This window comes from Mesorhizobium sp. USDA 4413 (assembly GCF_056280365.1).
On record NZ_JBVPRP010000001.1, the window covers coordinates 1,927,395 to 1,953,099 of the forward strand.

At 63.8% G+C, this 25,705-nt stretch carries 21 protein-coding genes; 12 read left to right on the forward strand and 9 right to left on the reverse strand.

Annotated elements, in window-relative coordinates:
- Window positions 1–37: 37 nt before the first annotated feature.
- Window positions 38–820: an SDR family NAD(P)-dependent oxidoreductase gene (locus tag ACVMIM_RS09405; RefSeq protein ID WP_476111717.1), complete on the reverse strand. Its 783-nt coding sequence runs from the start codon at window positions 818–820 to the stop codon at window positions 38–40.
- Window positions 821–1,225: 405 nt separating this feature from the next.
- Here ACVMIM_RS09405 and ACVMIM_RS09410 point away from each other — a divergent pair, with 405 nt between their 5' ends.
- From ACVMIM_RS09410 to ACVMIM_RS09420, 3 genes are read left to right on the forward strand one after another with little or no spacing between them, the layout of a single operon-like run.
- Entirely contained in the window at window positions 1,226–2,164 is a 939-nt protein-coding gene (locus tag ACVMIM_RS09410) for a sugar ABC transporter substrate-binding protein (protein ID WP_278051843.1), read from the forward strand.
- Between the two features lie 40 nt (window positions 2,165–2,204).
- On the forward strand, window positions 2,205–3,755 hold the full coding sequence (locus ACVMIM_RS09415) for a sugar ABC transporter ATP-binding protein (RefSeq protein ID WP_476111718.1): 1,551 nt from the start codon (window positions 2,205–2,207) through the stop codon (window positions 3,753–3,755).
- Window positions 3,752–4,765 (forward strand): ABC transporter permease, encoded by a 1,014-nt coding sequence (locus ACVMIM_RS09420; RefSeq protein ID WP_476111719.1) that lies wholly within the window; start codon window positions 3,752–3,754, stop codon window positions 4,763–4,765. Before ACVMIM_RS09415 ends, ACVMIM_RS09420 begins: the two co-directional genes overlap by 4 nt.
- A gap of 32 nt (window positions 4,766–4,797) precedes the next feature.
- On the opposite strand, the gene ACVMIM_RS09425 is transcribed toward ACVMIM_RS09420, so the two are convergent.
- The 3 genes from ACVMIM_RS09425 to ACVMIM_RS09435 are packed head-to-tail and all read right to left on the reverse strand — an operon-like array spanning window position 4,798 to window position 8,263.
- A complete protein-coding gene (locus ACVMIM_RS09425) occupies window positions 4,798–5,520 on the reverse strand; it encodes an ABC transporter ATP-binding protein (RefSeq protein ID WP_476111720.1) in 723 nt (240 codons plus the stop codon).
- On the reverse strand, window positions 5,517–7,355 hold the full coding sequence (locus ACVMIM_RS09430) for a branched-chain amino acid ABC transporter ATP-binding protein/permease (RefSeq protein WP_476111721.1): 1,839 nt from the start codon (window positions 7,353–7,355) through the stop codon (window positions 5,517–5,519). The genes ACVMIM_RS09425 and ACVMIM_RS09430 overlap by 4 nt, the downstream gene beginning before the upstream one ends.
- Window positions 7,356–7,363: 8 nt before the next feature.
- Window positions 7,364–8,263, reverse strand: a complete 900-nt coding sequence (locus tag ACVMIM_RS09435; protein ID WP_476111722.1) for a branched-chain amino acid ABC transporter permease — start codon at window positions 8,261–8,263, stop codon at window positions 7,364–7,366.
- Between the two features lie 565 nt (window positions 8,264–8,828).
- On the opposite strand from ACVMIM_RS09435, the gene ACVMIM_RS09440 reads away from it, so the two are divergent.
- The gene (locus tag ACVMIM_RS09440) at window positions 8,829–9,995 is read left to right on the forward strand and encodes an ABC transporter substrate-binding protein (RefSeq protein ID WP_476111723.1); all 1,167 of its coding nucleotides are present in this window, start codon (window positions 8,829–8,831) and stop codon (window positions 9,993–9,995) included.
- 64 nt (window positions 9,996–10,059) lie between these two features.
- Here the strand turns inward: ACVMIM_RS09440 and ACVMIM_RS09445 are convergent, their stop codons facing one another.
- Window positions 10,060–10,932: an MBL fold metallo-hydrolase gene (locus tag ACVMIM_RS09445; RefSeq protein WP_476111724.1), complete on the reverse strand. Its 873-nt coding sequence runs from the start codon at window positions 10,930–10,932 to the stop codon at window positions 10,060–10,062.
- 338 nt (window positions 10,933–11,270) lie between these two features.
- On the opposite strand from ACVMIM_RS09445, the gene ACVMIM_RS09450 reads away from it, so the two are divergent.
- The 5 genes from ACVMIM_RS09450 to ACVMIM_RS09470 all read left to right on the forward strand — a co-directional run bounded on the left by ACVMIM_RS09450 (window position 11,271) and on the right by ACVMIM_RS09470 (window position 18,007).
- Entirely contained in the window at window positions 11,271–12,248 is a 978-nt protein-coding gene (locus ACVMIM_RS09450) for an ABC transporter permease (protein ID WP_476111725.1), read from the forward strand.
- A 65-nt stretch (window positions 12,249–12,313) separates the two neighbouring features.
- Complete coding sequence (locus ACVMIM_RS09455; RefSeq protein ID WP_476111726.1) at window positions 12,314–13,285, forward strand: sugar ABC transporter substrate-binding protein; 972 nt, start codon at window positions 12,314–12,316, stop codon at window positions 13,283–13,285.
- Window positions 13,286–13,308: 23 nt separating this feature from the next.
- Window positions 13,309–15,426 carry an ABC transporter permease gene (locus ACVMIM_RS09460; RefSeq protein ID WP_476111727.1) on the forward strand — a complete coding sequence of 706 codons (2,118 nt, stop codon included), beginning with the start codon at window positions 13,309–13,311 and terminating at the stop codon, window positions 15,424–15,426.
- Window positions 15,423–16,517 (forward strand): hypothetical protein, encoded by a 1,095-nt coding sequence (locus ACVMIM_RS09465; protein ID WP_476111728.1) that lies wholly within the window; start codon window positions 15,423–15,425, stop codon window positions 16,515–16,517. The genes ACVMIM_RS09460 and ACVMIM_RS09465 overlap by 4 nt, the downstream gene beginning before the upstream one ends.
- A complete protein-coding gene (locus ACVMIM_RS09470) occupies window positions 16,514–18,007 on the forward strand; it encodes a sugar ABC transporter ATP-binding protein (protein WP_476111729.1) in 1,494 nt (497 codons plus the stop codon). The genes ACVMIM_RS09465 and ACVMIM_RS09470 overlap by 4 nt, the downstream gene beginning before the upstream one ends.
- 60 nt (window positions 18,008–18,067) lie before the next feature.
- On the opposite strand, the gene ACVMIM_RS09475 is transcribed toward ACVMIM_RS09470, so the two are convergent.
- From ACVMIM_RS09475 to ACVMIM_RS09485, 3 genes are all read right to left on the reverse strand, one after another.
- Window positions 18,068–18,778, reverse strand: coding sequence for an SDR family oxidoreductase (locus tag ACVMIM_RS09475; protein WP_476111730.1), 711 nt, complete (start codon window positions 18,776–18,778; stop codon window positions 18,068–18,070).
- 45 nt (window positions 18,779–18,823) lie between these two features.
- Window positions 18,824–20,191 (reverse strand): MmgE/PrpD family protein, encoded by a 1,368-nt coding sequence (locus tag ACVMIM_RS09480; protein ID WP_476111731.1) that lies wholly within the window; start codon window positions 20,189–20,191, stop codon window positions 18,824–18,826.
- Window positions 20,192–20,321: 130 nt separating this feature from the next.
- On the reverse strand, window positions 20,322–21,215 hold the full coding sequence (locus ACVMIM_RS09485) for an NAD(P)-dependent oxidoreductase (RefSeq protein ID WP_476111732.1): 894 nt from the start codon (window positions 21,213–21,215) through the stop codon (window positions 20,322–20,324).
- 215 nt (window positions 21,216–21,430) lie between these two features.
- Between ACVMIM_RS09485 and ACVMIM_RS09490 the strand changes: the two genes are divergently transcribed.
- Window positions 21,431–22,393: a LysR family transcriptional regulator gene (locus ACVMIM_RS09490; protein ID WP_476111733.1), complete on the forward strand. Its 963-nt coding sequence runs from the start codon at window positions 21,431–21,433 to the stop codon at window positions 22,391–22,393.
- A gap of 286 nt (window positions 22,394–22,679) precedes the next feature.
- Here the strand turns inward: ACVMIM_RS09490 and ACVMIM_RS09495 are convergent, their stop codons facing one another.
- Complete coding sequence (locus tag ACVMIM_RS09495; protein ID WP_278051822.1) at window positions 22,680–22,838, reverse strand: hypothetical protein; 159 nt, start codon at window positions 22,836–22,838, stop codon at window positions 22,680–22,682.
- Between the two features lie 653 nt (window positions 22,839–23,491).
- On the opposite strand from ACVMIM_RS09495, the gene ACVMIM_RS09500 reads away from it, so the two are divergent.
- Complete coding sequence (locus tag ACVMIM_RS09500) at window positions 23,492–24,457, forward strand: LysR family transcriptional regulator (protein ID WP_476111734.1); 966 nt, start codon at window positions 23,492–23,494, stop codon at window positions 24,455–24,457.
- 169 nt (window positions 24,458–24,626) lie between these two features.
- Window positions 24,627–25,640 (forward strand): amino acid ABC transporter substrate-binding protein, encoded by a 1,014-nt coding sequence (locus tag ACVMIM_RS09505; RefSeq protein WP_476111735.1) that lies wholly within the window; start codon window positions 24,627–24,629, stop codon window positions 25,638–25,640.
- The last annotated feature ends 65 nt before the right edge of the window (window positions 25,641–25,705 follow it).

Consider the following 25,705-nt stretch of genomic DNA (forward strand, 5'->3'; position numbering starts at 1 on the left):
GACGGCAAGGCAGGGGGCAACCCCCTGCCTTGAGGCCTCAGAGCTTGTCGGCGCCCGCGACGAAGCCGCCGCCGTCGATCACCACGGCCTGTCCGGTGATGAAGGACGCAGCGTCCGACGACAGGAAAAGCACCAGCTGCGCGATCTCGGACGGGTCGCTGATGCGGCCCATCGGGATCATCGGCAGCACCGTGTCCTTGGCGCTCTGCTCGCTGCCGAACATGCCACGCAGCAGCGGCGTCATCACCGAGCCGGGCGCGATGGCGTTGACGCGGATGTTCTTTCGCGCGACTTCCAGCGCCACCGAATTGGTTAGGCCGATCACGCCCCATTTGCTGGCGCAGTAGACCGCGGTCGTGGCAAAGCCCATGACCCCGAACAGCGACGAGGTGTTGACGATCGCGCCGCCGCCCTTCGCGGTCATATGCGGGACCTGGTGCCTGAGCCCGTTGAAGATGCCGCGCAGATTGACGTCCATCAGCAGGTCGTAGTCTTCGTCCTCGAGCTCGTGCACGGGCGCGGTCTTGCCCGGGACGCCTGCATTGTTGAAGGCGATGTCGATGCGCCCGAAGAGGTCGAAGGCATGCTTGTGCAGGGCGGCCATCGCCTTGCTGTCGCGAACGTCGACTTCCTCGAACTCAATCTCGACGCCAAGCGGCTTGACCTCGGCCTTGAGGCTTTCTCCGGAGTCCGCCCCGATACCGGAAACGTAGAGATTGGCTCCGGCCTTGGCGAAGGCCAGCGCCGTTGCCCGCCCGATGCCGGTCGTCCCTCCGATCAGGATGACGTTCTTGCCGGAAAAGTCGTAGATCACTTTCATGTCTGCTCCCATCTCGTTCGGACTGTCACGCGCTCGCGGCGCTCTCCATTTCGGCTGCTTCAGCCATAGCCCCAGCTTGATACCGATAACAAGAAAAATCAGCTTAGCAACGCGATCTTGCTCGTTTCAAATCACATGTGCCGTCGCGAACGCGAATTTCACAGGGCGCGCGATGCTGGCTATTGCCGGCCTGCTAAAACTACCATATGGTACCGGTACCAAAATTTGTGGCTCCGTCTCATGTTGGCTCACGGGAGCTGCAACGGAGTCATGCATGCAAGCGGCCGACAGGGGTGCCAGCGGATCCGGCAAAGCCGGTGTCCGGCGCCCCTGGTCGGAGTCCGAGGAGAGGGAACCGTCGGCCCGCCATGGGCCGGCACCAACGGGGAGAGGAGGATTTCCCAGATGAAAAGGCTTTTGCTCGCCTTACTGACCGCCGGAACGATGATCGTTTCAACCGCCGTGCAGGCGCAGGACCACAAGACACTCGGCATCGTCGCGCTGCTCGCCAACGACGCGCTCAACATCGCGGTCATCGGCGGGGCGACGGACGCCGCCAAGGCAGCCGGCTGGGACGTCAAGGTCACCGACACCCAGGCCAGCGCCGATCAGGCCAACGCGGCGATGAATAACTTCGCGGCCCAGCATGTCGACGCCATCTTCGTGCTGGCCTTCGCCAGCAGCTCGATCGGCTCCGGCCTTGCGGCCGCGCGCGACGCGCATATTCCCGTCGGCACCTGGGGCGGCGAGATCGTCCCCGGCATCGTGGCGACGACCAGCGGCCGGCAGGTCGGCGACGATTCGGTCAAATATCTCCTGGAGAAGACGGGCGAGAAGGCCAATGTGCTGGCCATGACCTTCCATCCGGGCAAGCTCTGCATCGACCGCGGCGTGGCCTTCGATGAAGGCGTCAAGGGTAAGTCGGGTGTCAAGGTGGATTACAGCGAAGTGGTCGCGCCGGGGCAGGTGCAGTTTGGCAACGCCACGGCCGCGGCCTGGCTGACCGCGCATCCCGCCGGCGGCGACACGCCGCTCGCGATCTGGTCGTGTTGGGACGAGCCGATGCAGGGCGCCGTGGCGGCTCTGCGCCAGGCCGGCCGCACCGACGTGACTACTGTGTCGATCAACGGCAGCGCCCAGGCCCTGCAGCTGGTCAAGGAAGGCGACATGACGGCCACGGTCTGGCAGCCCGCCTATCAGGAAGGCAAGGAGGTATTCCAGGCCATTCTCGACTCCATGAAGGCCGGCGATTCCTGGCAGCCGAAGACCATCGAGATCCCCGGCGTGGTGGTGACCAAGGACAATGTCGACAAGTTCATGGCCGAACATCCCAATGGCATGTGAGACCTGCCGGCCGGGCCGCTTTGCGAAACGGAGCGGCTAGGTGTCGGCGACCGTTTCGGCCGCCGACGCATGGATGCGCATCCGCGGCCTGACCAAATCCTTTGCGGGTGAGCTAGCGCTCGACCGCGCCGATCTCGACATCGCGCGCGGCCGGGTGCATGGCCTTGTCGGCGCAAACGGCGCCGGCAAGTCGACGCTGATCCGTTGTCTTGCCGGCGTAACCAGTCCGGACCAGGGCAGCGTGACCATCGCGGGCGACGAGCTTCAGATGGGCTCGCCGCAGGCTTCCGAGCGCGCCGGGCTTGCGTTCATCCATCAGGAACTCAATCTGATCCCGCATTTCAGCGCGTTGCAGAACATGCTGCTTGGCGCGCCGAAGGTGACGCGGTTCGGCATGATCGACTGGAAGCGCTCGGGCGTCGCCGCGCGCGCCGCGGCCGAGCGCGTCGGCATCCGGTTTCCGCTCGATACGAAAGTCTCCGAGCTGTCGGTCGCCCAGCGCTGGCTGGTCATGATCGGCAAGGCGCTCACCCGCGACGCCAGCATGATCGCGATGGACGAGCCGACCGCCTCGCTCTCCGAACCGGAAAGCGAGCAGCTCTTCGCCATCATCCGCGACCTCGCCGCCCAGGGTGTCGCCATCCTCTATGTGTCGCATCGGCTGGAGGAGGTGCTGCAGCTCTGCGACAGGATCACCGTGCTCCGCGACGGCCGCATCGTCAGCGAGGCCGAGCGCGGCGCGCTGGACAAGAAAGGATTGGTCCGCGCCATCATAGGCCATGCCATCCGCACGCCGGACGAGCGCGACCGGCTTGCCGCCGACCGCAGCCGGCAGCCGGTCTTTTCCGCGCGTGCCATCGCCTGGAAGCGGGCGCTGAAGGATGTGAGCCTCGATCTCTACAAGGGTGAGGTTCTGGCACTGGGCGGGCTGGTTGGAGCCGGCCGCACCGAATTCGCCCATCTCGTTACAGGCCTCGCGCGCCCCGAGGCCGGCCATTTCGAGCTGGACGGCAAGCGGCTCGACGTCGCCAACCCGTCCGAAGCGGTGAGAGCCGGCATCGCACTGGTGCCTGAGGAGCGCCGCTCGCAAGGGGTGATGCTGCAGCAGTCCGTCGCCTTCAACATCAACATCTCGACGCTGAAGCTGCTGCGCAGCGTGCCCGGCCTTCCGTTCCTTTCCGACGCCAAGAGCCGGCGGCAGGCGGAAAGCCTCGTTGCCCATCTCGGCATCAAGACGCCGGGCGTCACGGCCAAGATCGCTGGCCTTTCCGGCGGCAACCAGCAGAAGGCGTTGATCGCGCGCTGGCTGAACGCCGGCACGAAACTGCTCATCCTCGACGAGCCATCGCGGGGCGTCGATGTCGGCGCGCGCGAGGAGATCCACGACGCCATCCGCGCGCTTGCCCGTTCCGGCGTCGGCATCCTGGTGATCTCTTCCGATGTCGAGGAACTCACATTGCTGGCCGACCGCGTCCTGGTGATGCGCGAGGGCCGCATCACCGGCGAGCTGACCGGCGCCGACGTCACCGAAGCGCGCATCATCGAACTCAGCTATCACGACGCGCAAGACGATCAAGGAGAAGCGGCATGACGGCCGAGACTGTGCCCGTGGCAAAGGAAGCGCCGCAGCCCCGCAAATCCTCATGGAAACGGACCGCGCTGATCGGCCTGTCGCGCTACGGGACGATCATCGGGCTGCTGCTGATGGTGCTGTTCTTCTCCATCAATGCACCCGGCGTTTTCCTGTCGCGCGCGAACTTCCTCAACATCCTGAGCCAGGCTTCGCTCACCGCGATCATCGCCAGCGGCTTGACCTACACCCTTGTGGTCGGCGAGTTCGATCTCAGCATCGGCTATGTCGCAAGCTTCGTCGGCCTCATCGTCACCGGATTGATGGCGTATGAGGGCTTTCCGATCTGGCTGAGCATCCTGTGCGCGCTCGCTCTCGGCGCCGGCATCGGCATCCTCAACGGCCTGCTCGTGACCAAGGTCAGGATCAATGCGGTGATCTCGACGCTTGGCATCGGGACGATGCTGACGGGCATCGGTTTCACCTACAGCGCCTTTCCGATCGCCACCGGCATTCCCCGCGCCTTCACCGACATCTCGCTCGGCCGCATCGTCTTCGGTCTGCCCAACCCGGTGATCATCATGGTCGTGGTGCTTTTGGCGCTGTGGACCGTGCTCAACAAGACCGACATCGGCCAGAAGATGCAGGCCGTGGGCAGCAACATGGAGGCGGCGAGGCTCTCGGGCATTCGCGTCGACCGCATCAAGATCTTCGCCTTCGCCACCGCCGCCTTCTGCGCCGCGCTCACCGGAACGCTGCTGTCGTCGCTGCTCGGCAGCGGCACGCTGGCCGCCGCCGACGGCTATCTGCTCGACGCCTTCGCCGCGGTGTTTCTCGGTTCCGCCACCTTGCGCGAGGGCGAGTTCCACATCACCGGAACGCTGGTCGGCGTGCTGATCCTGGCGGTCGGCTTCAACGGGCTCAGCATCTTCGGCGCGCCCACGCATTTCCAGCCCATCTTCAAGGGCGGGATCCTGGTTCTCGCCGTCGGCATGTCGGCGCTCGCCCGGCGCTACGCCGCCTCGGCTTGAGAGCGTAGCGACGGACGAGGCAGTTTCGGGCTTCAGCCGAGATATTTGTTGAGGATCGACATGCCGCCGGAGCGGATCGTCTCCGGCTTCATCTCGTCGACGATCTCGCCATGCGTCATGACGTAGAGCCGGTCGCAGACGCGGGTTGCTACGTCGGTGCGTTGTTCGACTAGAAGCAGCGAGGCGCCGCGCTTGCGCAGCTCCAGCATCGCCTTGACGACGATGTCAACGGCGACCGGGGAAAGCGCCACAGAGGGTTCGTCGAGCAGCATGATCTCGGGGTCGCTCATCAGCATGCGGCCGATCGCGACCATCTGCTGCTCGCCGCCGCTCAAGAAAGACGACAGCCGCTGGCGGTAGGCCTTGAGGACGGGGAAGAGGTCGTAGACCGAAGCGAGCAAGGTCTGAGTGCGGGCCTTGTCGTGCCGGAGATGCAAAGCTCCCAGGAGCAGATTGTCTTCCACAGACTGGTCAAGGAACAGGCGGCGTCCCTCGGGCGCGATCGCGGCCAGTCCGCGCGCGATGCGATGGGTGGGCAGCGCCGAAACGTCCGTGGCGCCGATCCGGATCAGGCCGCGCCGCTGCTTGACGAGACCCATGATCGCACGCAGGACCGTTGTCTTGCCGGCGCCGTTAGGGCCGAGCAAGGCGACGGCCTCGCCCTTGCCGACGCTGAGCGCCACGTCGCGCACCACGTCGAAGCGTCCGTAGCCGGCGCATAGCGCGTTGATTTCGAGAGTGGGCTGTTCGCTCATTCGCCGAGATACACCTGTCTTACCACCGGATCGGCGCGCACTTCGTCGGCCGAGCCGGTGAGGATCACTTCGCCGGCATTGAGCACGGTCACGCGGTCGCAGAGCGGGAACAGAAAACGCGTCTGGTGCTCGATGATGATCATGGTCACGCCCTGAGTCTTGAGATTGGCAAGGATGGCGGCCAGATGCCTGACCTCTTTCGCGGAAAGTCCCGTCGCCGGCTCGTCGAGCACGATGATGTCCGGTCCGGCCACGCAGACCGAGGCGAGCTGCGTCAGCTGCTCGATGCCGTGCGGCACGTCCGCCACCTGCCTTACGGCCCAGTCGCCGGCGCCGACAAGGCTGAGAGCCTCGCCGGCGCGACGTTGCATGGCCGCGAGGTCGCGCCGGCCGGAGGCAAGCATCGGCCAGAACGGCGCGCGGCCAATGATGCGCGGCACCCGGTCGAAGAGACCGACCATGACGTTCTGCGTCGGCGTCAGTTCCTTCACCAGCTGCGCGGCCTGGAAAGTGCGCCGCAGTCCCAGCCGCGAACGGCTGCTCGCCGGCATGCCGTCAACGCGCGTGCCCTTGAGCAGGACCTCTCCGGCATGCGGCGTCAGGGCGCCCGATATCACATTGGCCAAAGTGCTCTTTCCCGAACCGTTCGGGCCGATCAGGCCGTGTATGTGGCCTCGGCGGACGGCCAGGTCGACATTGCGCAGCACCTTCGGGCCAAGCCCGTAGCCGAATTCGATGCCCCGGCATTCCACGATGACCTCGGAGTCCTTCGGCGAAGCCGGCGAGGCCGCCGTATCGAGCGCGGCGGGCAGGGCTTCGGCCGCGGCGTCCGCCGCCGGTGCTATTTCGCCGGCGCGCCGGGCAAGGGCGCGCCGCGCGATGCCGACCACGCCGTCGGGCAACCGCGTGATCGCCAGGATCGACAGCGCTCCATAGACGATCTCCTGCAGCCAGGGATTGATGTTGACGACATTCGGGAACATCGAGACGAACATCGCGCCGACAACCGGACCGATGCTGGTGTTGATGCCGCCGATCAGCACCATCACCAGCACGTTCAGCGACACCGACCAGTCGAACTGGCTTGGAGAGACGACGCCGAGGAACGAAAAGAGCCAGCCGGCTCCTCCGGCCATCGCGGCCGAGACACCGAAGACGCCGACCTTGATTGCCGCCGTTCGCGCGCCGGCGGCCTCGGCGAACGGCTCGGCATCGCGGATCGAAAGCAGGATCGGGTAGAGCGGCGAATGGCGGATGTTCCAGACCAGGCCGAGGCAGGCGAGCAGCGCCAGCATGATGCACCAAACCAAGGGTGTGCCGAGCCATTCCAGGCTTGCCGGGAAATCCGGAAAGGCCGGGCCGAGCAGGCCCTGCAGGCCGCCGGTGACGGTCACCATGTCGGTCGCCAGGACCGTCAGCACCAGCGTGAAGATGAAAGTGGTGATGGCGAAGTAGAGACCGCTGACCCGGAGCGACATCGCGCCCACGGCCATGCCGATAAGGGCCGTCGCAGCCAGGACCAGCACCAGCAGGCCGAAGACATTCCAGCCATAGTCGTTGGCAAGGATCGTCGTCGCATAAGCGCCGATCCCGAAAAAGCCGCCTTGACCAAGCGAATAGAGGCCGAGCATCCCGGCCACAAGGTCGAGGCTGATGGCGAGGATACCGAAGACCGCGGCCACCAGCACCAGGCTCTGGAGGCCGAGGTCGGTATGGGCGATATAGGCGGTGGCCGCGAGATAGACGATCAGGACAGCGGCCAGCCGGGCGGCGCGCCAGCGGCCGACGCGAAGCCTTGGAGCGGCGACCGGCTGAGTATCGAATGCAGGAGCCATGCTCGACCTCAGCCGCGTGTCACGGCCGCCCGGCGCGGGCGAAACAGGGGGTTGCTGGTGCTGAACAGGCCCTTGGGCGAGACGATCAGGATGAGCACGAGCACGATGAAGGGGAACCAGTCCGAAGCCTGCGAATTGATGAGCGCGTTGGCGCCTTCGGCGCAGACGCCGAGCAGCAGGCCGCCGAACATAGCCGCTATCGGCCGCTCGGTACCGCCTCCGATCATCATGGCGATGAAGCCGTAGGTCCCGAACGTATCGCCGAGATAGGGGTTGGCGAAGGTCGAAGGTCCGATGAGCAGGCCCGCGATCCCGGCATAGATCGCGGAGACCGCGAAGGCGACGATGGCGACGACAGTGGTGTTGGCGCCGATGGCCGATGCCATCTCGGGATCGCCCGCCGTCGCCATGCCGAGCTTGCCGAACAGCGTGTGGCGCCGCACGATCTCGAAGCCGGCGGCAAGCACTGCCGCGGTGACGATAGCGAGAACCTGCTGGGCGGTCAGCACGGCGCCGCCGATTGGCAGGCTGATGCCGTTTAGGATCGGCGGGAAAGCTTGCGAGGTCGGGCCCCAGATATAGGCAGCCGCGTTTTCCACGATCACGGCGAAGCCCAGCGTCGAGACCAGCCAGCCGAAGCTGAAGCGGTTCGACAAAAGGATCGGCCGCACCGCGATGACGTAGGAGAGGATGCCGACGACGCATGAGCACGCCACGCCGGCCAGCGCGGCCAGCCAGACCGGATAGCCGGAAGAGGCGAGCTCGGCGGTGACCATGACGGTCACCATCATCAGCTGGCCTTGCGCGAAATTGATGATGCGGGTGACGTAGAACGAGATCGCGAGCGCCATGCCGATCAGACCGTAGATCGATCCTATCGCTACTCCGCTCAACACGAATTGCAGCACTGCTGGCTTTCCCCTCTCCTCCGGCGGCGTCGCCTCCTCAGCCGGCTTGATCGCCTCGCGGGAGACGCTTCCGTGGGATAGCCGCCCCGGTTCAGTTGTGAACCGTCGGGCCGGGGTTCCATGTCGCAATATCCAGCTTTGGCATGCTGCGCCGGTGCCAAAAACCTAGTCGAAAGTGACCGTCCCGAAATAGCTGATGCGAGTGACATAACAGCTATGAGCGCAGCGATTGGATAGCGTTTCGGAACGGTGAAACGCGGGGCGACGAGATCGTGTTTCCACGTATGGGCGAACCAAGTCGCTCGGATCTAAAAACTAAATAAAACTAGGAGGTTAGAACGAAAATAGAGCTCTTCTCCGGCCGCATCGATAGTCGTGCTTGGCCGGCTTCTCCAGTGGCATTTGCAAGGTCGCTGAACCGGCTCCGGGGCGCTGGCGCTCGCGTTGACAAGGCCGGGCAACGGGATAGCAAAATCCACCACCGAGAGGGCGCGGGATGCGCAGGGCAAATTGAGCGATCGGGTTGTCGGTTCGTGCCCACCGTTCGCAGGGAGGGAAATCAGACATGAGAAAACGCGCGACGACTTCCGCGATGTTGCTGGCCACGACGGCATTCTGGGGGCTCGGCGTCCAGGCCGGCGCGGCGGACGAATATCTCATCGGCCTGATCGCAGGAACGACCGGCGCCTATGGTTCGACCGGCATCGCCACGGTGAACGGCTCGCAGATGGCGGTCGATGAGGTCAACGCTGCCGGTGGTGTCGACGGCCACACCTTCAAGCTCGACCCGCACAACGACAATGCGTCGGCCACGCTGTCCGGCCAGCTCTATGAGAAGCTGATGTCGCAGGGCGCGATCGCCATTGCCGGCTCGCCGGACACCGGCCCGGTCACGGCGCAGCTGGCGCAGCGCCACAAGTTCCCGACCATCGGCGTCGTCGACGATGGCGGCCTGACCGTCAATCCGGACGGCCCGACCAGCCCGCCCAATCCGTGGGTCTTCGACTTCGGCCTCAACACCTTCGCCTGGGGCGAGAAGATCGGCCAGCATGCGTTGAAGCACTGCCCCGACGGCCTCGCGGTGCTGCATGATCCATCCACCTACGGGCAGGGCGGTCTGTTCGGCATCCAGCTTGCCTATGACAAGGCCGGCAAGAAGATCGCCATGGATCACACCATCACCGAGAACTGGTCGACGGGCGCGACCGCCGGACTGATGCCGGAAGTCAACGCCATCAAGGCGGCGGGCATCAAATGCGTCGACGTGTGGCTGACGCCGCAGGATCAGGCGGCCTTTGTGCAGGACCTGCATTCGATCGGCTATAACGCCATCGTCTACGGCAATGACGAAACCAATGCCGACGACACCTACTCGAAGCTGGCCGGCGACCTTGCCGACGGGACGATCACCGCGATGCTGACGACGGAACTGCATCCGGGTCCGGAGCTTCTGGCTTTCAAGGATGCCTACAAGAAGAAGTTCAACGTCGACGCCACGCCCTTCTCTGCCGGCGCCTATGATAGCATCAAGATGCTGGCGCAGGTCATCAAGGAGGTGAAGTCGACAAAGCCGGAAGACCTGCAGAAAGGCTTCAACGCGGTCCAGGGCTTCAAGGGCATGACCGGCACCATCGGCTTTACCGAGCAGAGCCACATTACCATCACGGCCGAGCAGGTGACGCTGGTCAAATACGACGCCAAGAGCAAGACCTGGGTCGAAGTCACCGACTGATGCTTCAAAAGCATGAGGGCCGGTTCCGATCGGACCGGCCCTTATCCGTTTCTGTTGCCTGTTCTCAGAGCTGAACCAGCCAGGCTTCAGGCACCAGACGGTAGCCGTCCCCGGCCTTCACCAGATGTGCGAAACCGGGCAAATGCAGATGCCCGCCTGTGACGAGCAGCCGCTCGTTGGCGACATGCTCGAAGATCTTGTGGCGATTCTGATGCGCCAGCGCTTCGTCGACGTCGAATTCGCTGGTGACCTGGGGCCGCGGAATCTGGATCTCCGGCACGTGCACCGTGTCGCCCCACATCACCAGCGTCTCGCCCGCCGAGTCGAGCTGATAGCCGCTGTGGCCGGGCGTATGTCCAGGCAGCGGGAGTTGCCTGATGCCCGGCACCACTTCCCCGCCCTCGGCGGGATGGAAATGACCCCGATAGCTGGACAGCAGGGCATCGGCCGAACCGGTATAAGGTCGCGCCGCGGGTGACCTTTCACGCTTCTCCGGATTGGACCAGAAGTCGAGATCATCCCGGTGGACGATGACTTCAGCCCGCGGAAAGAGCGGCTTGCCCGATCTGTCCATCAGGCCGCTCGAATGATCGGGATGGATATGGGTGAGCAGGACGGTGTCGAAGTCCGTCGGCTTGAAGCCGGCGGCCTCGAGATTCTGCGGCAAGAGGCCCATGGAGTAGACCGTGGTCGACCCGCCGCCGGCGTCGACCAGGACGGTGTTTTTGCCGGTTTCGATCACGAAGGCGTTGACGGTGAGGCGCGGCTCCGTGTGCCGGAACTGCTCGCGCATCAGGCCTTCCATGTCGCCGCGCTCGGTTCCGCGCAGGATGGCCACGCTGATGTCGAGAAAGCCGTCATTGATGACGGTGACCATGGCATCCCCCACTCGGCGTCTATAGACCCCCGGCGTCTGTTTGCGCGGCTCGTCCGTCATCATTTCCTCCCGGTGCAGAAGGCGCTTTAGCGCCTTCGTCTGTCGGTCAGCAGTTTTGCGTGATTGGCAAGGCGGAGTGAAGCGACGAGGCTGTGCAGAATCCGGATAACAGCTATGGCGCTTTTCGCATGGCAGGCCCTGCCGAACGCGCCGGCCTTCAGCTCCCGCAGTCCCGCCCGATGCGGCGCGCATGCCCGATCCAGCATGAAACATAACTGATATTCCCTGGGCGGATATGTCTTGAGCCAGCCAAAAAGGGGATGGTCGCCGGCAGCAAAAGCAGGTCGCGAAGGGGGTTCGCGACCGGGCCGGCAAGGCCTGGTTCGGGAGGTGGCACAATGGCCAAGGCGCGGTTGTCGCAGGAGGGCGTGGTGTTCGCGCTCGCCGTCGCGCTGTTCGTGGTTTTTGCCGCCACGCTTAACAACTTCCTCACCGCGGGCAATCTGATCGCGCTGGTGCGCAGCGTCTCCATCCTTGGCATATTGGGCCTCGGCATGGGGCTGGTCGTCATCGGCCGCGGCATCGACCTCGCCATGGTGGCGACCATGGTGGTGTCGCTGTCCTGGGTGCTTTCGATGGCGCAGTCGGGCACGCCCTTCGACGCAGCCCTGGTCTACGGCGCCCTGCTGGCGCTGGCCATCGGCCTGGCGAGCGGCATCCTGATCGCCTATGCCGATATTCCAGCCATATTCACCACGCTCGCGATGGGCCTCGTGATGTATGGCTCGGGACGAGCCTTCCTGTTCCAGATCGACGTTCAGAATTCGCCTGCCGGCGTCGACTGGTTTGACTTCCTCGGGCGAGGGGCCTTCCTCGGCCTGCCGATGCCCATCGTCGCCTTCGCGGTGCTGGCCGCATTGGTCGCGCTTGTGCTGATGCGCACGCGCTTCGGTCGCTTCGTCTATGCGGCCGGCGACAATGCGCTCGCCGCGCGCATCACCGGCCTGCCGCTGCGCCCATTGATCGTGGCGCAATATGTGATCAGCGCCCTGATCGCCTTCCTCGCCGGCGTGGTGATGGCGGCTGCCGTCTCGGGAATGAGCACCCGCGTTTACAACTCGACGATGATCTACGACGTGCTGCTGGTCGTCGTGCTCGGCGGCATCAGCCTCAGCGGCGGCCGTGGCAGTGTGCGCAACGTGCTGGTGGGAACGCTGCTGGTCGGCGTGCTGCTCAACGGCATGACCATCCTCGACATCACCTACACGACGCAGAACCTCATCAAGAGCCTGATCCTGCTGCTCGCCATCACGGTCGATAGCTTCATCAACCCGAGGGACGAGCAGACTTCGCAACAGAGCCAGGGCGACATCTGAACAAAGCTTTGCAATCCAACGGGAGGAAACCATGAAATTCAGAACTATCCTGGCGGCCCGGGCTCATGGCACTCGGCCTCGCCGGGGCCGCTCAAGCCGATGACGGTCTCGACAATCCGTCGCGCAATCCGTTCTACGATGGTCTCAAAGGCAAGCGCGTCGTCTTCATTCCGCTGGCCATGGGCTTTGACCTGACGGAAGGCTGGGCCGCCATCATGCGCAAGCAGGCGGCCGATCTCGGCTACACGCTCGAGATCCGCGACCCGAACTGGAGCACCGACGCCGGCACCCGGGCGCTGACGGCGCTGATCGCCGAAAAGCCCGACCTGATCATCGCCCACAATCCGGATGTCCAGTCCTATGCGCGCCTGCTGAAGCGCGCCATGGACGCCGGCATCAAGGTGATCCAACTCAACCTGGAATCGGTCGTGCCGACCGACGCCTATGTCGGCGCCGATTGGTCGCGCGTCGGCTATATCGAGGCGGACGCGCTGGTGAAGCAGTGCGGCACGGGATCGGGCAAGTCCGGCAAGATCGCGATCATCCGCGGCCAGCCGACCGCGGCGTCGGATCTCTACGAGCTCTATGCCTACAAGCAGACGTTCGCCAAGGATCCGGCGATCAAGATCGTGTCCGAGCAGGCTGCCCAGTACGATCCCGCCAAGGCGCGCGCCATCATGGAGACGGTGCTGCAGCAGCATCCGGACCTGTGCGGCGTGGTCGGCAACTGGGACAACCAGGATGTCGGCGCGGGCGCCGCCATCCAGGCGGCGGGCAAGGCCAATGACGTCTATGTCGTGACGTCAGGCGGCGGCAACCAGATCGGCTGCGACAACATCCAGAAAGGGCTTCTGGACCTGATCATCAGCTATGACGTTCCGCTGCAGGGCAACGCGATCAACCAGCAGATCGTCCAGACGCTGCTGTCGCCCGCCAAGGCCGGTGAATCGAAGACCTCGTACTACACGCCGCTGACGCTGCTGACCAAAGACAATATCGGCCCGCGCACCTGCTGGTCGCTCGACCAGTTGAAGTAAGCCGGGGCAAGTCAATCAGCATCATGTCCAGCGACACCTTAGCGTCTCTGCGCTCGCGCTTTCTCCCCGATCATCTGATCGGGGAGATCATGTCCAAGCGATGGATCGACAACGCCATCCCGTTCACCGCGCTGGTGCTCACGGTGCTGGTGATGGGATCGGTCATTCCCGATTTCCTGTCGCTCTCCAGCCTGTCGGATCTGGCCCGCCAGTTCGCCGAATTCGGGCTTGTCGTCCTGGCGCTCACCGTTGTCATGATTTCTGGCGGCATCGACCTCTCGGTGGCTTCGGTCTTCTCGCTTGCCGTCCTATTCTCGCTCATCGGCGTGAATGTCTACGAGATGCCGGTACCGGCGGTTCTCGCCGGCATTCTCGGCATGGGCATGGTCTGCGGCGCCATCAACGGCGTGCTGATCGGCTATCTGCGGCTGCGCGCCTTCCTGACCACACTGGTCAGCCTGATCATCTTCCGCTCGCTCTATGAGATTGTCTTCGTGCGCATGTCCACCTCGATCATGTCGGGGTTCTCGATGTCGGATCTGTGGGTGTTCATCGGCGAAGGCACGGTGCTCGGTATTCCGGTGTCGCTGGTGATCACGCTGATCATCGCGCTCGCCTGGCATCTGGTGCTGTCGCGCATGCGGCCCGGCTGGCGGCTGACGGCCGTCGGCGGGGCGCGGCGCTCGGCCTTCAACGCCGGCATCAACGTGCGCTTCATGGTGTTCCTCACCTATGTCGCCTCGAGCACCATGTGCGCGCTCGCCGGCTTCCTGTTCGCCGCCCGCCTCGGCAGCACGGGATCCGACACCGGCGTCGGCCTGGAGGTGCAGGCGCTGACCGCCGCCGTGCTCGGCGGCACCGCCATCGGTGGCGGCCGAGGCTCCGTCGCCAAGGCCATCATCGGCAGCCTTCTCGTGCTCATGCTGACCAACGGCCTGATCAATCTCGGCATCAGCGGGCCGATCACCTCGACGATCCTAGGGACGATTCTTTTGCTCGCCGTCTTCGTCGACATGCGCTGGCAGAAGCACCGCCACCGCATCCTCGCCAAGGTCTATGTGTCGCCCGCCTATCTGGCGCTGCCGCCGTCGCCGCAAGTCGATGCGCCCGGCTCGCCCTATGTGCTCAACGACCGGCTGCGCTCCGTCGAGATCATCGGCCTCGGCGAGATCGAAGGGCCGGAGGACGTCATCCTCGATCCCGACGACAATCTCTATTGCGGCACGCGCCACGGCGACATCGTGCGCTTCTTCGGTCCCGACCATAAGCGTTCCGAGGTGTTCGCGCATATCGGCGGCCATCCGCTCGGCATGGCCTTCGACAAGGCCGGCAATCTGCTCGTCTGCATCGGCGGCATGGGGCTTTTCCAGGTGGCGCCTGACAAGACGGTCACCAAGCTGACCGACGAGACGAACCGCAGCTGGTTCTCGGTGGTGGACGATTCGCGCCTTCGCCTGGCCGACGACGTCGATGTCGCGCCGGACGGCCGCATCTATTTCAGCGAGGCGACCATCCGCTACGAGCAGGAGGACTGGGCGACCGACGCGCTCGAGAGCCGGGCGAGCGGGCGCATCATCTGCTACGACCCCCGCACCGGCAGGACGCACACGGAAATTCCGAAGCTGGTGTTCGCCAACGGCGTCGCCATGTGCCCCGACGGGCAATCCTTCATGTTCGCCGAGAGCTGGACCTGCTCGATCAGCCGATACTATTTCGACGGCCCGAAGAAGGGCAGGACCGAGAAGATTATCTCCAACCTTCCGGGCTATCCGGACAACATCAACCGCTCTTCCGACGGCAATTACTGGCTAGCGCTGCTCGGCATGCGCGGACCCGCGCTCGATCTGGCGCTGCGCATGCCGGGCTTCCGCAAGCGCATGGCCCGCCGCGTCGCGCCGGACCAATGGCTCTACCCCAACATCAACACCGGCTGCGTGGTGAAGTTCAACGAGAAGGGCGACATCCTCGACAATCTCTGGGACCTTGGCGGCCTCAACCATCCCATGATCACCTCGATGCGCGAGCATCGCGGCTGGCTCTATCTCGGCGGCGTCTCCAACAATCGCATCGGCCGCTACCGCTTGCCCGATGCCGACCCGAACTGGTGCGCGCAGGACGCCTATTGGGGCGCCCGCTCATGATCGCCGCCATCTGGAAAGCCTGGGCCAATTTTCGCGGCTTCGATCTCACCGGCAGCACCGTGCCGCCGATGGACGGACCGTTGCGGCCGAACGCGAAGCTGGACGCAATGCCCGTGCTGATGCAGCTCGGCGGCGTCGACAATCTCACGGCCGCGCATGACGGGATGCTCTGCTCTTCCGGCAACGATCTGCTGACGCTGTCGACCGCCGGCAATGCCTCGCAATTCGAGCTGAGCGCGCGTTGTCCGATGGACGGGCCGGTGACCAGCATCGCCGCCTTGAGCGAAAACCTGGCGATCGCGGTCGAAGGACGCGGAATTCTCCTGGAAAGTCCCGGCGCCGCCTCGCGGCCTCTGGCCGTCCAAGGCCTCAATCCGTCCTGCGTGACCGCCATGGTCTTCGCCGACCCAACGACATTGTTCGTTGCCGTCGGATCGGATCGCCACGCGGCGAGCGAATGGAAGCGCGACCTGATGACGAAGTCGGCAAGCGGCTCGGTCTGGCGCATCGACACCGGCAGCGGCCGCGCCGAACAGCTTCTCGGCGGGCTGGAATTCGCGGCCGGCCTGGCGCTTTCGGGAAAGGACATCTTCGTCGCCGAGGCGTGGCGGCATCGCGTCCTTGCGCTGGCGGGCGGCTCCCAACCCCGCGTCGCGCTTGCGGCCTTGCCGGCCTATCCAGGCCGCATGACGCCATCGGCTTCGGGCGGCTTCTGGCTGGCGATGTTCGCGCCGCGCAATCCGCTGGTTGAATTCGTGCTCAAGGAGGACGAATACCGGCGCCGCATGGTCGACACCATCGACCCGGCCTACTGGATCGCGCCGGCGCTGGTGACCGGAAAGAGCTTTCTCGAGCCAATCCAGGGCGGCGCCCGCAAGAAGCTCAACACGCTGAAGCCTTGGTCGCCGACATGGTCGACCGGCCTGGTGGTGCGGTGCGACGACCGCATGGCCATGCTGCGCAGCTACCAGAGCCGTGCCGATGGCGATGTCCATGGCGTGACGTCGCTCTGCGAGACCGGCGGCAGGCTGATCGCCGGCGCCAAGGGCTCGGGCAAGATCGTGGCAATCGACGACGAGACGGCGGCATGAATTCACTGGTTCAATTGCGTGGGGTATCTAAGGATTTTCGCGGCGTGCTCGCGATTTCGGATGTCAACCTCGACGTCCGTCCGGGCGAGATCCATGCCATCCTCGGCGAGAACGGCGCCGGCAAATCGACGCTGATGAAGGTGCTGGCCGGCGTCTATCAGCCGTCCTCGGGCGAGATGGTCCTGGACGGCAAGCCGACGGTTTTCAACTCGCCTTCCGACGCGCTCGCGCATGGCGTCGCTATGGTCTTCCAGGAGACCAACCTGGTTCCGGCGATGTCGGTGGCGCAGAACATCTATCTCGGCGACGAAAAGCTCTTCAACCGCCTGCGCGGCCTCAACATCCAGGCGCAGCGTTATCTCTTGTCGCTCAATTTCTACGTCGATCCCACCTCGCAGGTTTCCACGCTCGGCGCCGGCAAGAAGCAGATGGTCGAGATCGCCCGCGCCGTGCACCACCGCGCCCGGCTCATCATCTTCGACGAGCCGACAGCGACGCTGACGCCAGAGGAAAAATTTCACTTCTTCAACCTGGCGCGCCGGCTGAAGGAGCAGGGGATTGCCATCATCTTCATCAGCCACGCGCTGGAGGAGGCGCTTTATCTGTCGGACCGCATCACGGTGATGCGCGACGCCAAGGTCGTCGTCACCGACGACACGCGCAATTTCGACCGCGACCGCATCGTGCAGGCGATGGTCGGGCGGAGCCTGTCCGGCGAGCTTTATGCCGGCGAGAAACGCAAGGCGCGGCCGATGGGCAAGAAGATCCTGAGCATCGAGAACCTGTCGATGGGCAACACGGTCCGCAACACCTCCTTCTCGGTGTTCGCGGGTCAGGTCACCGGCATGTTCGGCCTGGTCGGGGCGGGGCGGACGGAGACGATGAAGATCGTCGCCGGCGTCCTGAAGCGCGACTATTTCCACGGCGGCACCGTGCGCTTCGAGGACCGACCGGTGCGCTACCGCACGCCGCGCGCCGCGGTGCGCGACGGCATCGTCTACGTCACCGAGGACCGCAAGATCGAAGGCTTCTTCGAGACGATGACGATTGCCAGCAACGTCCAGCTCGGCGCGCTGGCGACCGGCACCAATCCGCTGACGGCGGTCACGCCGCGCAACGCGCGCGAGCTCGCAACGGCCTGGACCAAGCGGCTGGGCGTCAAGGCGATCGATGCCAATGCGCGCGTGATCGAGCTTTCGGGCGGCAACCAGCAGAAGGTGGTGTTGTCCAAGGCCCTGATCCAGAAGCCGAAGCTGGTCGTCCTGGACGAGCCGACGCGTGGCGTCGATGTCGGCACCATCGTCGAGATCCACAACTTCATCAACGAGCTTGCCGACAGTGGCATGGCGGTGGTGGTGATCTCGTCCTATCTGCCGGAGATCCTGGCACTCTCGGACCGCATCCTGGTTGCGCGCCAGGGGCGCGTCGTAGAGGAGATGGACATCGCCGAGGCTACCGAAAGCCGCATCATGTACGCGGCCGTGCACTAAACAGGTCGGTCAGCCGGTGGGCAACCCTAAGCGACGGCCAGGGCCGCCGTTGGTCCGGACCTACCACCTGTTCGTCGGCAGCACGAACATCTGCGCGATCTGGACATGCTGCGGCTGGTTCAGCGCGAACATCACGCAGCGCGCCACGTCCTCGGGGTCGAGCGCCATGCCGAAGCGCTCGAAATATTGCCGCGCCGCTTCCTCGTCGCCGCGATGCCGCGTCGTGACGATGTTGGTGCGGGTGAGGCCGGGCATGATCTCGATGACGCGCAGCGGCGTCTCCGCGAGCTCGCCCCGGATGATGTCGCTCAGCATGTGCACACCCGCCTTGCTGGCGGAGTAGGGCGCCTGCTCTGGCACGATTCGGAGCGCGCTGATCGAGCTCATATTGACGATGTCGCCGCGGCCGCGCGCGACCATGCCCGGCAGGATCGCGTGCGTCACGCGCATCAGGCCGATCAGATTGGTCTCGATGATCGCCGACCAGTCATCCGCCGATCCCTGGTCGAAGCGGATGCGGCCGCCGATATCGTGGCCGGCATTGTTGACCAATATGTCGATATCGCGGAATTCCGCCGGCACTCGTTCCAGGCATGCATCGACGGCCGACGCATCGGTGATGTCCAGCGGAAGCGGAAAGACCTCGCTGCCCAGTTGGCTTGCGAAAACCTGAAGCGCCTCGGCCTGCCGGTCCGAGAGCACGATGCGGGCGCCCTCGGCCTGGAGGCTTGTCGCGATGGCGCGGCCGATGCCGCTCGCCGCGCCGGTCACGAAAGCTGTCCTTTGCCGAATTGTCATTCAGATCGGCCTTCCCGCTTAAGCCGCTTTTCGCTGCTTCGCCTTTTCCTTGGTCGCGCAGAGCGGCATCAGCCGGCCGGCATCCTTCTTGGACTCCAGCCTGTCGACGAAGTCCTCGATCGACCTTGCCACCTCGCCGCCCACGATCGGCACGGCAGCCGACCGGAAGCGCTCGCGGATTTCGGCTTCTGTCGCCGGTATGACGTCCTGAAGGCCCATCGACAGCTGCCGTCCGTCGCCGAGGAGGACATCGATGCTGGCGCCCTGCCTGGCCGGAAACTGCGCCGTCAGATCCTCGCTTGCCGAAAGGTCGCAGGCATCGATCAGCCGCAGCGTCTCCTTGTCCTTGAGGTCCCGGTAATTGTCTTCCGACAGGCCGCCGCTGGCGAACACCGCCGCAACGCCATAGGGGATGCTCATCTTGGCTTGCAGCGAACGCTCGAAGGGACCGGTGTTGTCGCAACCCGGATAGGCGGCCGCGGCGGCGGGGACGCGGATACGGATCCGCTCGACGGGCGCGGCGCCGGGACCGATCATCTCGACGAGCTTCAGCGCGGTCTGGCAGGCGGTCTGCGCGAAATTACAGGCGGGTGCCGCCTTGTGATAGACGGCCAATATATCGGCCTGGCCGTCAGGGAAGAGCTGCACGGGTCCCGGCATCGGCCGGCGTGCGAAGGCAGCGAAGTAGCCGGATTTTCCCTCGAGTGCGTCCGGGCTTCCATAGGCGCCGGCGGCTGCAAGCTGGACAGCCGTCCAGGCGTTCCGCGCGGCGAAGCCGGGATGGAAGAACATGTCCGATCCGCCGCTCTGCGGCCATTGGTTCAAGCCTGAGGACGTGTTGGCGGCAAAGGCGATCGCGGCCGCCGTCTGTTCCCTGTCGAGGCCGATGAGCCGCGCGGCGCCGCATCCGGCGCCGATCGGCGCCACCAGCCCCGTTGGTCTGAATAGCGCCGAAAGCTCCCGGTCGATCAGCATCCGGCCCAGTCGCCCGCCGACCTCGTAGGCGACGATCGCCGCCCGCAGCAGATCCGCCCCCGAGACCGTCTTCGTCTCGGCCAGCGCCAGCAGAAGCGGCCAGACGACGACGCCGTGATGGCATACGGATCCGGCATGCATGTCCTCGCGGACCAGTCCATGCCCCTTGACCGCGTTGACGAAAGCCGCGTCCGCCGGTGTGGCCTGCCGGTTTTCGCCTATGATGTGGCCGCCGCGCGCCGGCGTCACCGCGGCCAGCGCCTGCTGGCTCGGATCGAGCGCGGACGCCTCGAAGGCGCAACCGAGGAAATCGAGCAGGCAAAGCTTTGCCTTGGCGGTGGCGGCCGGACTGAACAGTGCCAACGGCAGGTCGGCCAGCGTGTCGGCCAATTGCTTCGTGAAGCTTGCCATCCCCGAGTCCTCCGCGGTTCCTGCCCTTTTAGAGCAATTCCAGGAAAAGTGTGGAGCGGTTTTCCGTCCGGAATTGCGTAAAAACAAAGACTTAGAGCGGTTCAGCGATTCCGCGAAGCGCTGAACCGCTCTAAGCGCGGATTTCTATCCCCGCCCATTCTTCGACGATGCGCACCATCGAGGTGAAGTCCGAGTCCGGTCCGAAACGGGCATTCGTGGCGGCAAGCATCTGTCTTACCAGCGAGCCCGCGACCATCGGCACGCCCAGATTCTCCGCCTCGTCGACGCACATGCGAACGTCCTTGTAGGAAAGGGCGGTGGCGAAGCCGAAATCGAAGGTTCCAGGCAGCACCGCGCGGGGAAACTTGTCCTGGGTGGCGCTGTTGCGGCCGCTCGAGGCGTTGATGATGTCGCACATGATGCGCGGGTCGAGCCCGGATTTCACACCCATCGCGAGCGCCTCGGCGGAGAGCAGGATGACGGCCGCCGCGATCATGTTGTTGCCGAGCTTGGCGACCTGCGCGGTGCCGGCGTTTTCGCCACAGTAGAACCGCTTGCCGAAATTGGCCAGCACCGGCTCGATCTCGTCAAACACCGACTTCTTGCACGAAACCATCACAGCGAGCGAGCCGTTGCGGGCTCCGGCGATGCCGCCCGAAACCGGCGCGTCGACCCAGGCTATGCCGCGGCCGGCCAACTCCGCCGCGATTGTCTTGGCCATGCTGGGGCCGGTCGTCGACAGGTCGATCACAACCTTGGCTTTCGCACCGGACGTCAGGCCGTCGGCGCCAAGAACCACGTCCTTCACGATGGGCGGTGTCGGTAGGCTGCAGAACACCACCTCGGCCTCGTCCGCGACGGCGGCGGCCGTGGCGGCCACGCTGATCGAATTGCCCGGCAGGTCCGCGGCAGCATCCGGCCTGCGATCATGGACGATGACGTGGTGGCCCGCTTCCGCAAGCCTTCTTACCATGGGCGCGCCCATGCGGCCGAGCCCAACGAACCCAAGCGTTCGAGTCTGCAAAGTTTTCACTCCGGGAAGGCCGTGCTCGTTCAGACGGCCATGGCTAGCAAATAAGCCAATTCCGGAGCGCAGCATAAGCTTCGCTCGCCGCATAACAGCTTTGCAGGGCCCCGGTTGGGCCTCACTTGTCAACCAACGCTCCGTGTCCCAAACTCGGACGTCTGCCGCGTGCTTCGACAATGCGGTTCCCGCATTCGAGCCAGAGGCTGCCACTGATGTTCGATCTTAAACAACTGCAGCTGTTCACCGCCGTGGCCGAGTTCGGCAGTTTCTCACGCGCGGCGGTGGCGCTCTCCATCAGCCAGCCGGTGCTCAGCCGTCAGATCAAGTCGCTCGAGGACAAGGTCGGCGTTGCGCTGCTTTATCGCAATGGCCGCGGCATTGTGCTTACGGAAGCCGGCAAGATCCTGCAAAGCTATGCCGTGGCCCTGCTTGAGCAGGCCGCGCGCGCCGAGACGGAACTGGCGGCGCTGCGATCCAACCCGCGCGGCACGATCGTGCTCGGAATGCCGCCCTCGGTCGGCGTCGTGTTGACGGCGCCGCTGGTGCAGAATTTCCGCGCCCAGTTCCCGCAAGTGAGCATGAGGGTGATCGAAGGCTTCAGCGGCCATTTGCTCGAATGGCTGGTGATGGGCAAGATCGACGTCGCGGTCTTGTACAACGCCCCGAGGATGAACAATCTTCTGGCTGAACCCATCTTGCGTGACGAACTGTTCCTGCTCGGCGCCAAAAACGACCCGCACAATCTCGGGCCAGGCCCGGTCGATGCCGACGTGATGTCCCGGCTGCCGATGATACTGCCGGCAAGGCCCCACGGGCTGCGGGTGGTGCTGGATCACATCCTCGGGTCCGCCGGCATCGAGCCCAACATCGAAGTCGAGGTCGACGCCATGCCTTCGACCTTGCGGCTTGTCGAAGCGGGGATAGGCTACACCATCTTGTCCTATTCGAGCTGCCATAACCTCGTTGCAGAGGGCAGGATCAACTACTGGCGCATCCGCAATCCGCCGATCGAGCGGGAACTGCTTCTGGCGACATCCAGCCAACGGCCGACGACTACGGTCATACGCGCGCTGACGACCCTGATCCGCGACGAGGTGCGTGTCCTGCGCAAGCTGGGGGTCTGGGAACCGCGCCAGCCCTCTCCGGTCCCCGACCATGCCGCTGATACGGGATAGACAGGATAAGGAGCGAGCCATGCCGTGCGTGCTGGCGGGAACGGCGCTCCTCGGCATTGCCGGCGGATGCAGATTTTCCCACTTGGCCTTCAGCGGTTCTCGCCATAAGGCGGGCGTTCTTCGTGCGAAAGGCGGCGTAGGACGGCGTGCGTATAGGCGCGTCCGCTTAGCGCCTTGTATTGCTCGTTCGATCAGAAATCACCGCACTCCGACATAGCCGGTACGCCGGCATGGCGGACGCGCGACTCTTGCCGAGATGCTTCTAAACGGACGCGGTGGAGAACAGTCATCGCTCGCCTTGGCGCATCTGTTCAAGCAGGCCGCCGCCAAGGTTCACGTCGGTGCGATGTTCGTAATTGCTGCGCTGTATGAGTCTGGCCAAGGTCTGTCTTTCGATCAGAAGGCGGCGCAGAAGTGGTTCGCCGCCGCTGCCGAGCGGCGACATGGTATGCGCAACTCTTGCTTGGCCGCTATCTCTCCAAGGGTATCGCCGGAGAACCCAACCCGCGCGCGGCCCGCGTTTGGCTCGAGCGTGCAGTCGCTCAAGGTGTCGAAGAAGCCGCCCAAGAGCTTACGGTTCTCGAGCCGGCTTGAGAGTGCGCCAAGCACGGGAACAAAATCATGCTGAATAGTCGGTGCAGAAGGCGCGCAATACCGCCTAATTCGCTGAGCCCGGTGTTCCGCTTCTATCAGTTAATCTCGTTCATCGTCATTAGGTTCGCCAGACCATACGAGAGAATACGAAGGAACGGGTTGGCGAACCAGCCGCTAACATATTGACTTTCTGTTGAAAACGACGACCTTCAGCGACTAGCATAATTGTATTTGCCGACAGGTTACGAGGCGGTTCGCCGAAATAGATTCAAGAAGGAATGCTGCTGCTCGCCCATCCCGTTTGTCTTCTGCGGAACGGCAGCTATGCGCCCGATATCTGTCGTTCAAACCCGCTTGTGCAACACCCGATCAGCGCCGGTCCAGTGACATCGATCACCGCTGGGGCGGAGCTATCTTCACTGTCCAGGCTGCATCTGTCACCGTTGATAACCAATTGGTGGACGCGCGGTGCAGGGCCGCGGTCTCTACGGACGAGGTGCCGCTATGAACTTTATCGACATGGACCTCAATTTGTTGCGCGTCTTCGATGTGATGATGCGTGAAAGAAGCGTCACGCGCACTGCAACCGAAATAGGCAGGACACAATCAGCTGTAAGCCACTCCTTATCAAAGCTTCGGTCTCTATTGCAGGATGAATTGTTCACCAGAGATGGGGGCGAGATGCGACCAACGCCTCGGGCAGTGGAGTTGCTGTCAGACATTTCTGCAGCACTGGCAACAATTCGGGCCTCGATCGACCGGCATCAGGTGTTCAATCCGGCAACGACCCGACGCAACTTTCGCGTTGGACTTACCGACTATCACGCCATGATATTCATCCCGGGGCTCATCCGAGAGTTTTCGAGGCAAGCCCCTAACGCGACACTGAACGTCATTCCCGCAAACGGACCCGACATCGGTTCATCTGTCTATTTGAGACAAGTTGACTGTGCGCTGACGGGAGCGGCAATTCGCGACGATCCGAATCTCTTGAAAGTGGAGCTCGGGCAGGATCGGCTATTTTGCGCGGTGTGGAGTGGAAGCAAAATCGCCAGAGGCGGTATGACGCTGGAAGCTTACTTGGCCAGTTCCCACCTGCAGATTTCCGCGGATGGTCAAGCAGAAGGATTGGCGGATGCCGCCCTCAAGCAGCGCGGTCTGCGACGCAACGTCGTTGCTACGATCTCGAACTATCTGGTGCTTCCCTGGGCGCTGCGGGGCACGGAACTGATCACCCATTGCGGGGATGCCATTCTGCAGATGCTGGATGACAGAAGTGAAGTGAGCCTTATCCCGCCACCGCTTCCTATTTCGGATGTTAATGCGTGGCTCATCGTTCACCGTCAGATGGCGAACGATCCGGGGACCAAGTGGCTCCGGGAGGTGATTGTGGGCATCTACAAGGAGTCCCAGGCCAGGCGCAGAGCTTCAATCGTCGGCATCGGAGTAGCGGGGCAATCCAAACAATAGCGCCTCAGCCAACTGTCACTGTCCACGTCCTCGACGCCGCACCCAAATCCAGAACCCAATTATCGGGCGCACTATGAGCTGCGCTCATGTTTGGAATGAGGACAATCAATTTGACGAATAGTTGATCGTACGTGCAAATTGGACTCAACAAAAACAGGGGAACACCGAAATGAGATCGCTGCTTACGGGTCTGATTACCGTAGCCATGGCGTGCACCGCCTCGTCAGCCTGGTCCGCAACCCTCGACAACGTCAAGAAAAATGGAGTGCTCACCTGCGGCACCAACTCAGCAACCGCGGGCTTCAGCCTTCCGGACAATGAAGGCAAGTGGACTGGATTTGTCGTTGATTACTGTCGTGCTGTGGCTGCCGCCGTGCTTGGCGACGCGCAAAAGGTGAAGTTCATCCCGTTGACGCCAAAAGATCGCTTCACCGCCTTGCAGTCGGGAGAGATCGACATTCTCGCGCATAACGCAACCTGGACATCCTCCCGCGATATGTCGCTCGGTATTCTTTTCGCTGGCACGTATTTCTATGACGGCCAGGGATTCATGGTGCGCAAGGCGGACAACATCAAGTCAGCCAAGGGGCTGGACGGCGCATCGATTTGCGTAACCCAAGGCACCACAACCGAATTGAACCTTGCCGACTACTTCCGTTCACAATCGATGAAGTACACCACGGTCGGGTTCGCCGACGAGGAAGCTGTCGTTAAGGCTTTTGAGGAGGGGCGTTGCGATGTCTTGTCTGCAGACACCTCCACCTTGAACGCGTCGCGGTTGCGCATGGCCAAGCCGGACGACAGCATCGTGCTTCCCGAGTTGATCTCCAAGGAGCCGCTTGGCCCGGCTGTCCGGCAGGGCGATGATCAGTGGTTCAACGTGGCGAAGTGGACGCTCTACGTCATGGTGGCCGCGGAAGAATTTGGGGTCACCTCGAAAAATGTCGATGCAATGAAATCGTCGGACAATCCCAACATCCGCCGTCTGCTCGGTGTGGAGGGCAGCATAGGCAAGGACATCGGGCTGGGCGACACTTGGCCGGTCGAGGTGATCAAACAGGTCGGCAACTATGGTGAAGTCTTCGACCGCAATGTCGGCAAGGAGTCGCCGCTGAAAATGGAACGCGGCCTCAACGCGCTCTGGAACAAGGGCGGCATTCAGTACGCTCCGCCGATCCGCTAGACGTGACATCATTGCCGGGCGCCGGCGCATGATCGCCAGCGCCGTTATGCTCACCCGACAGGACC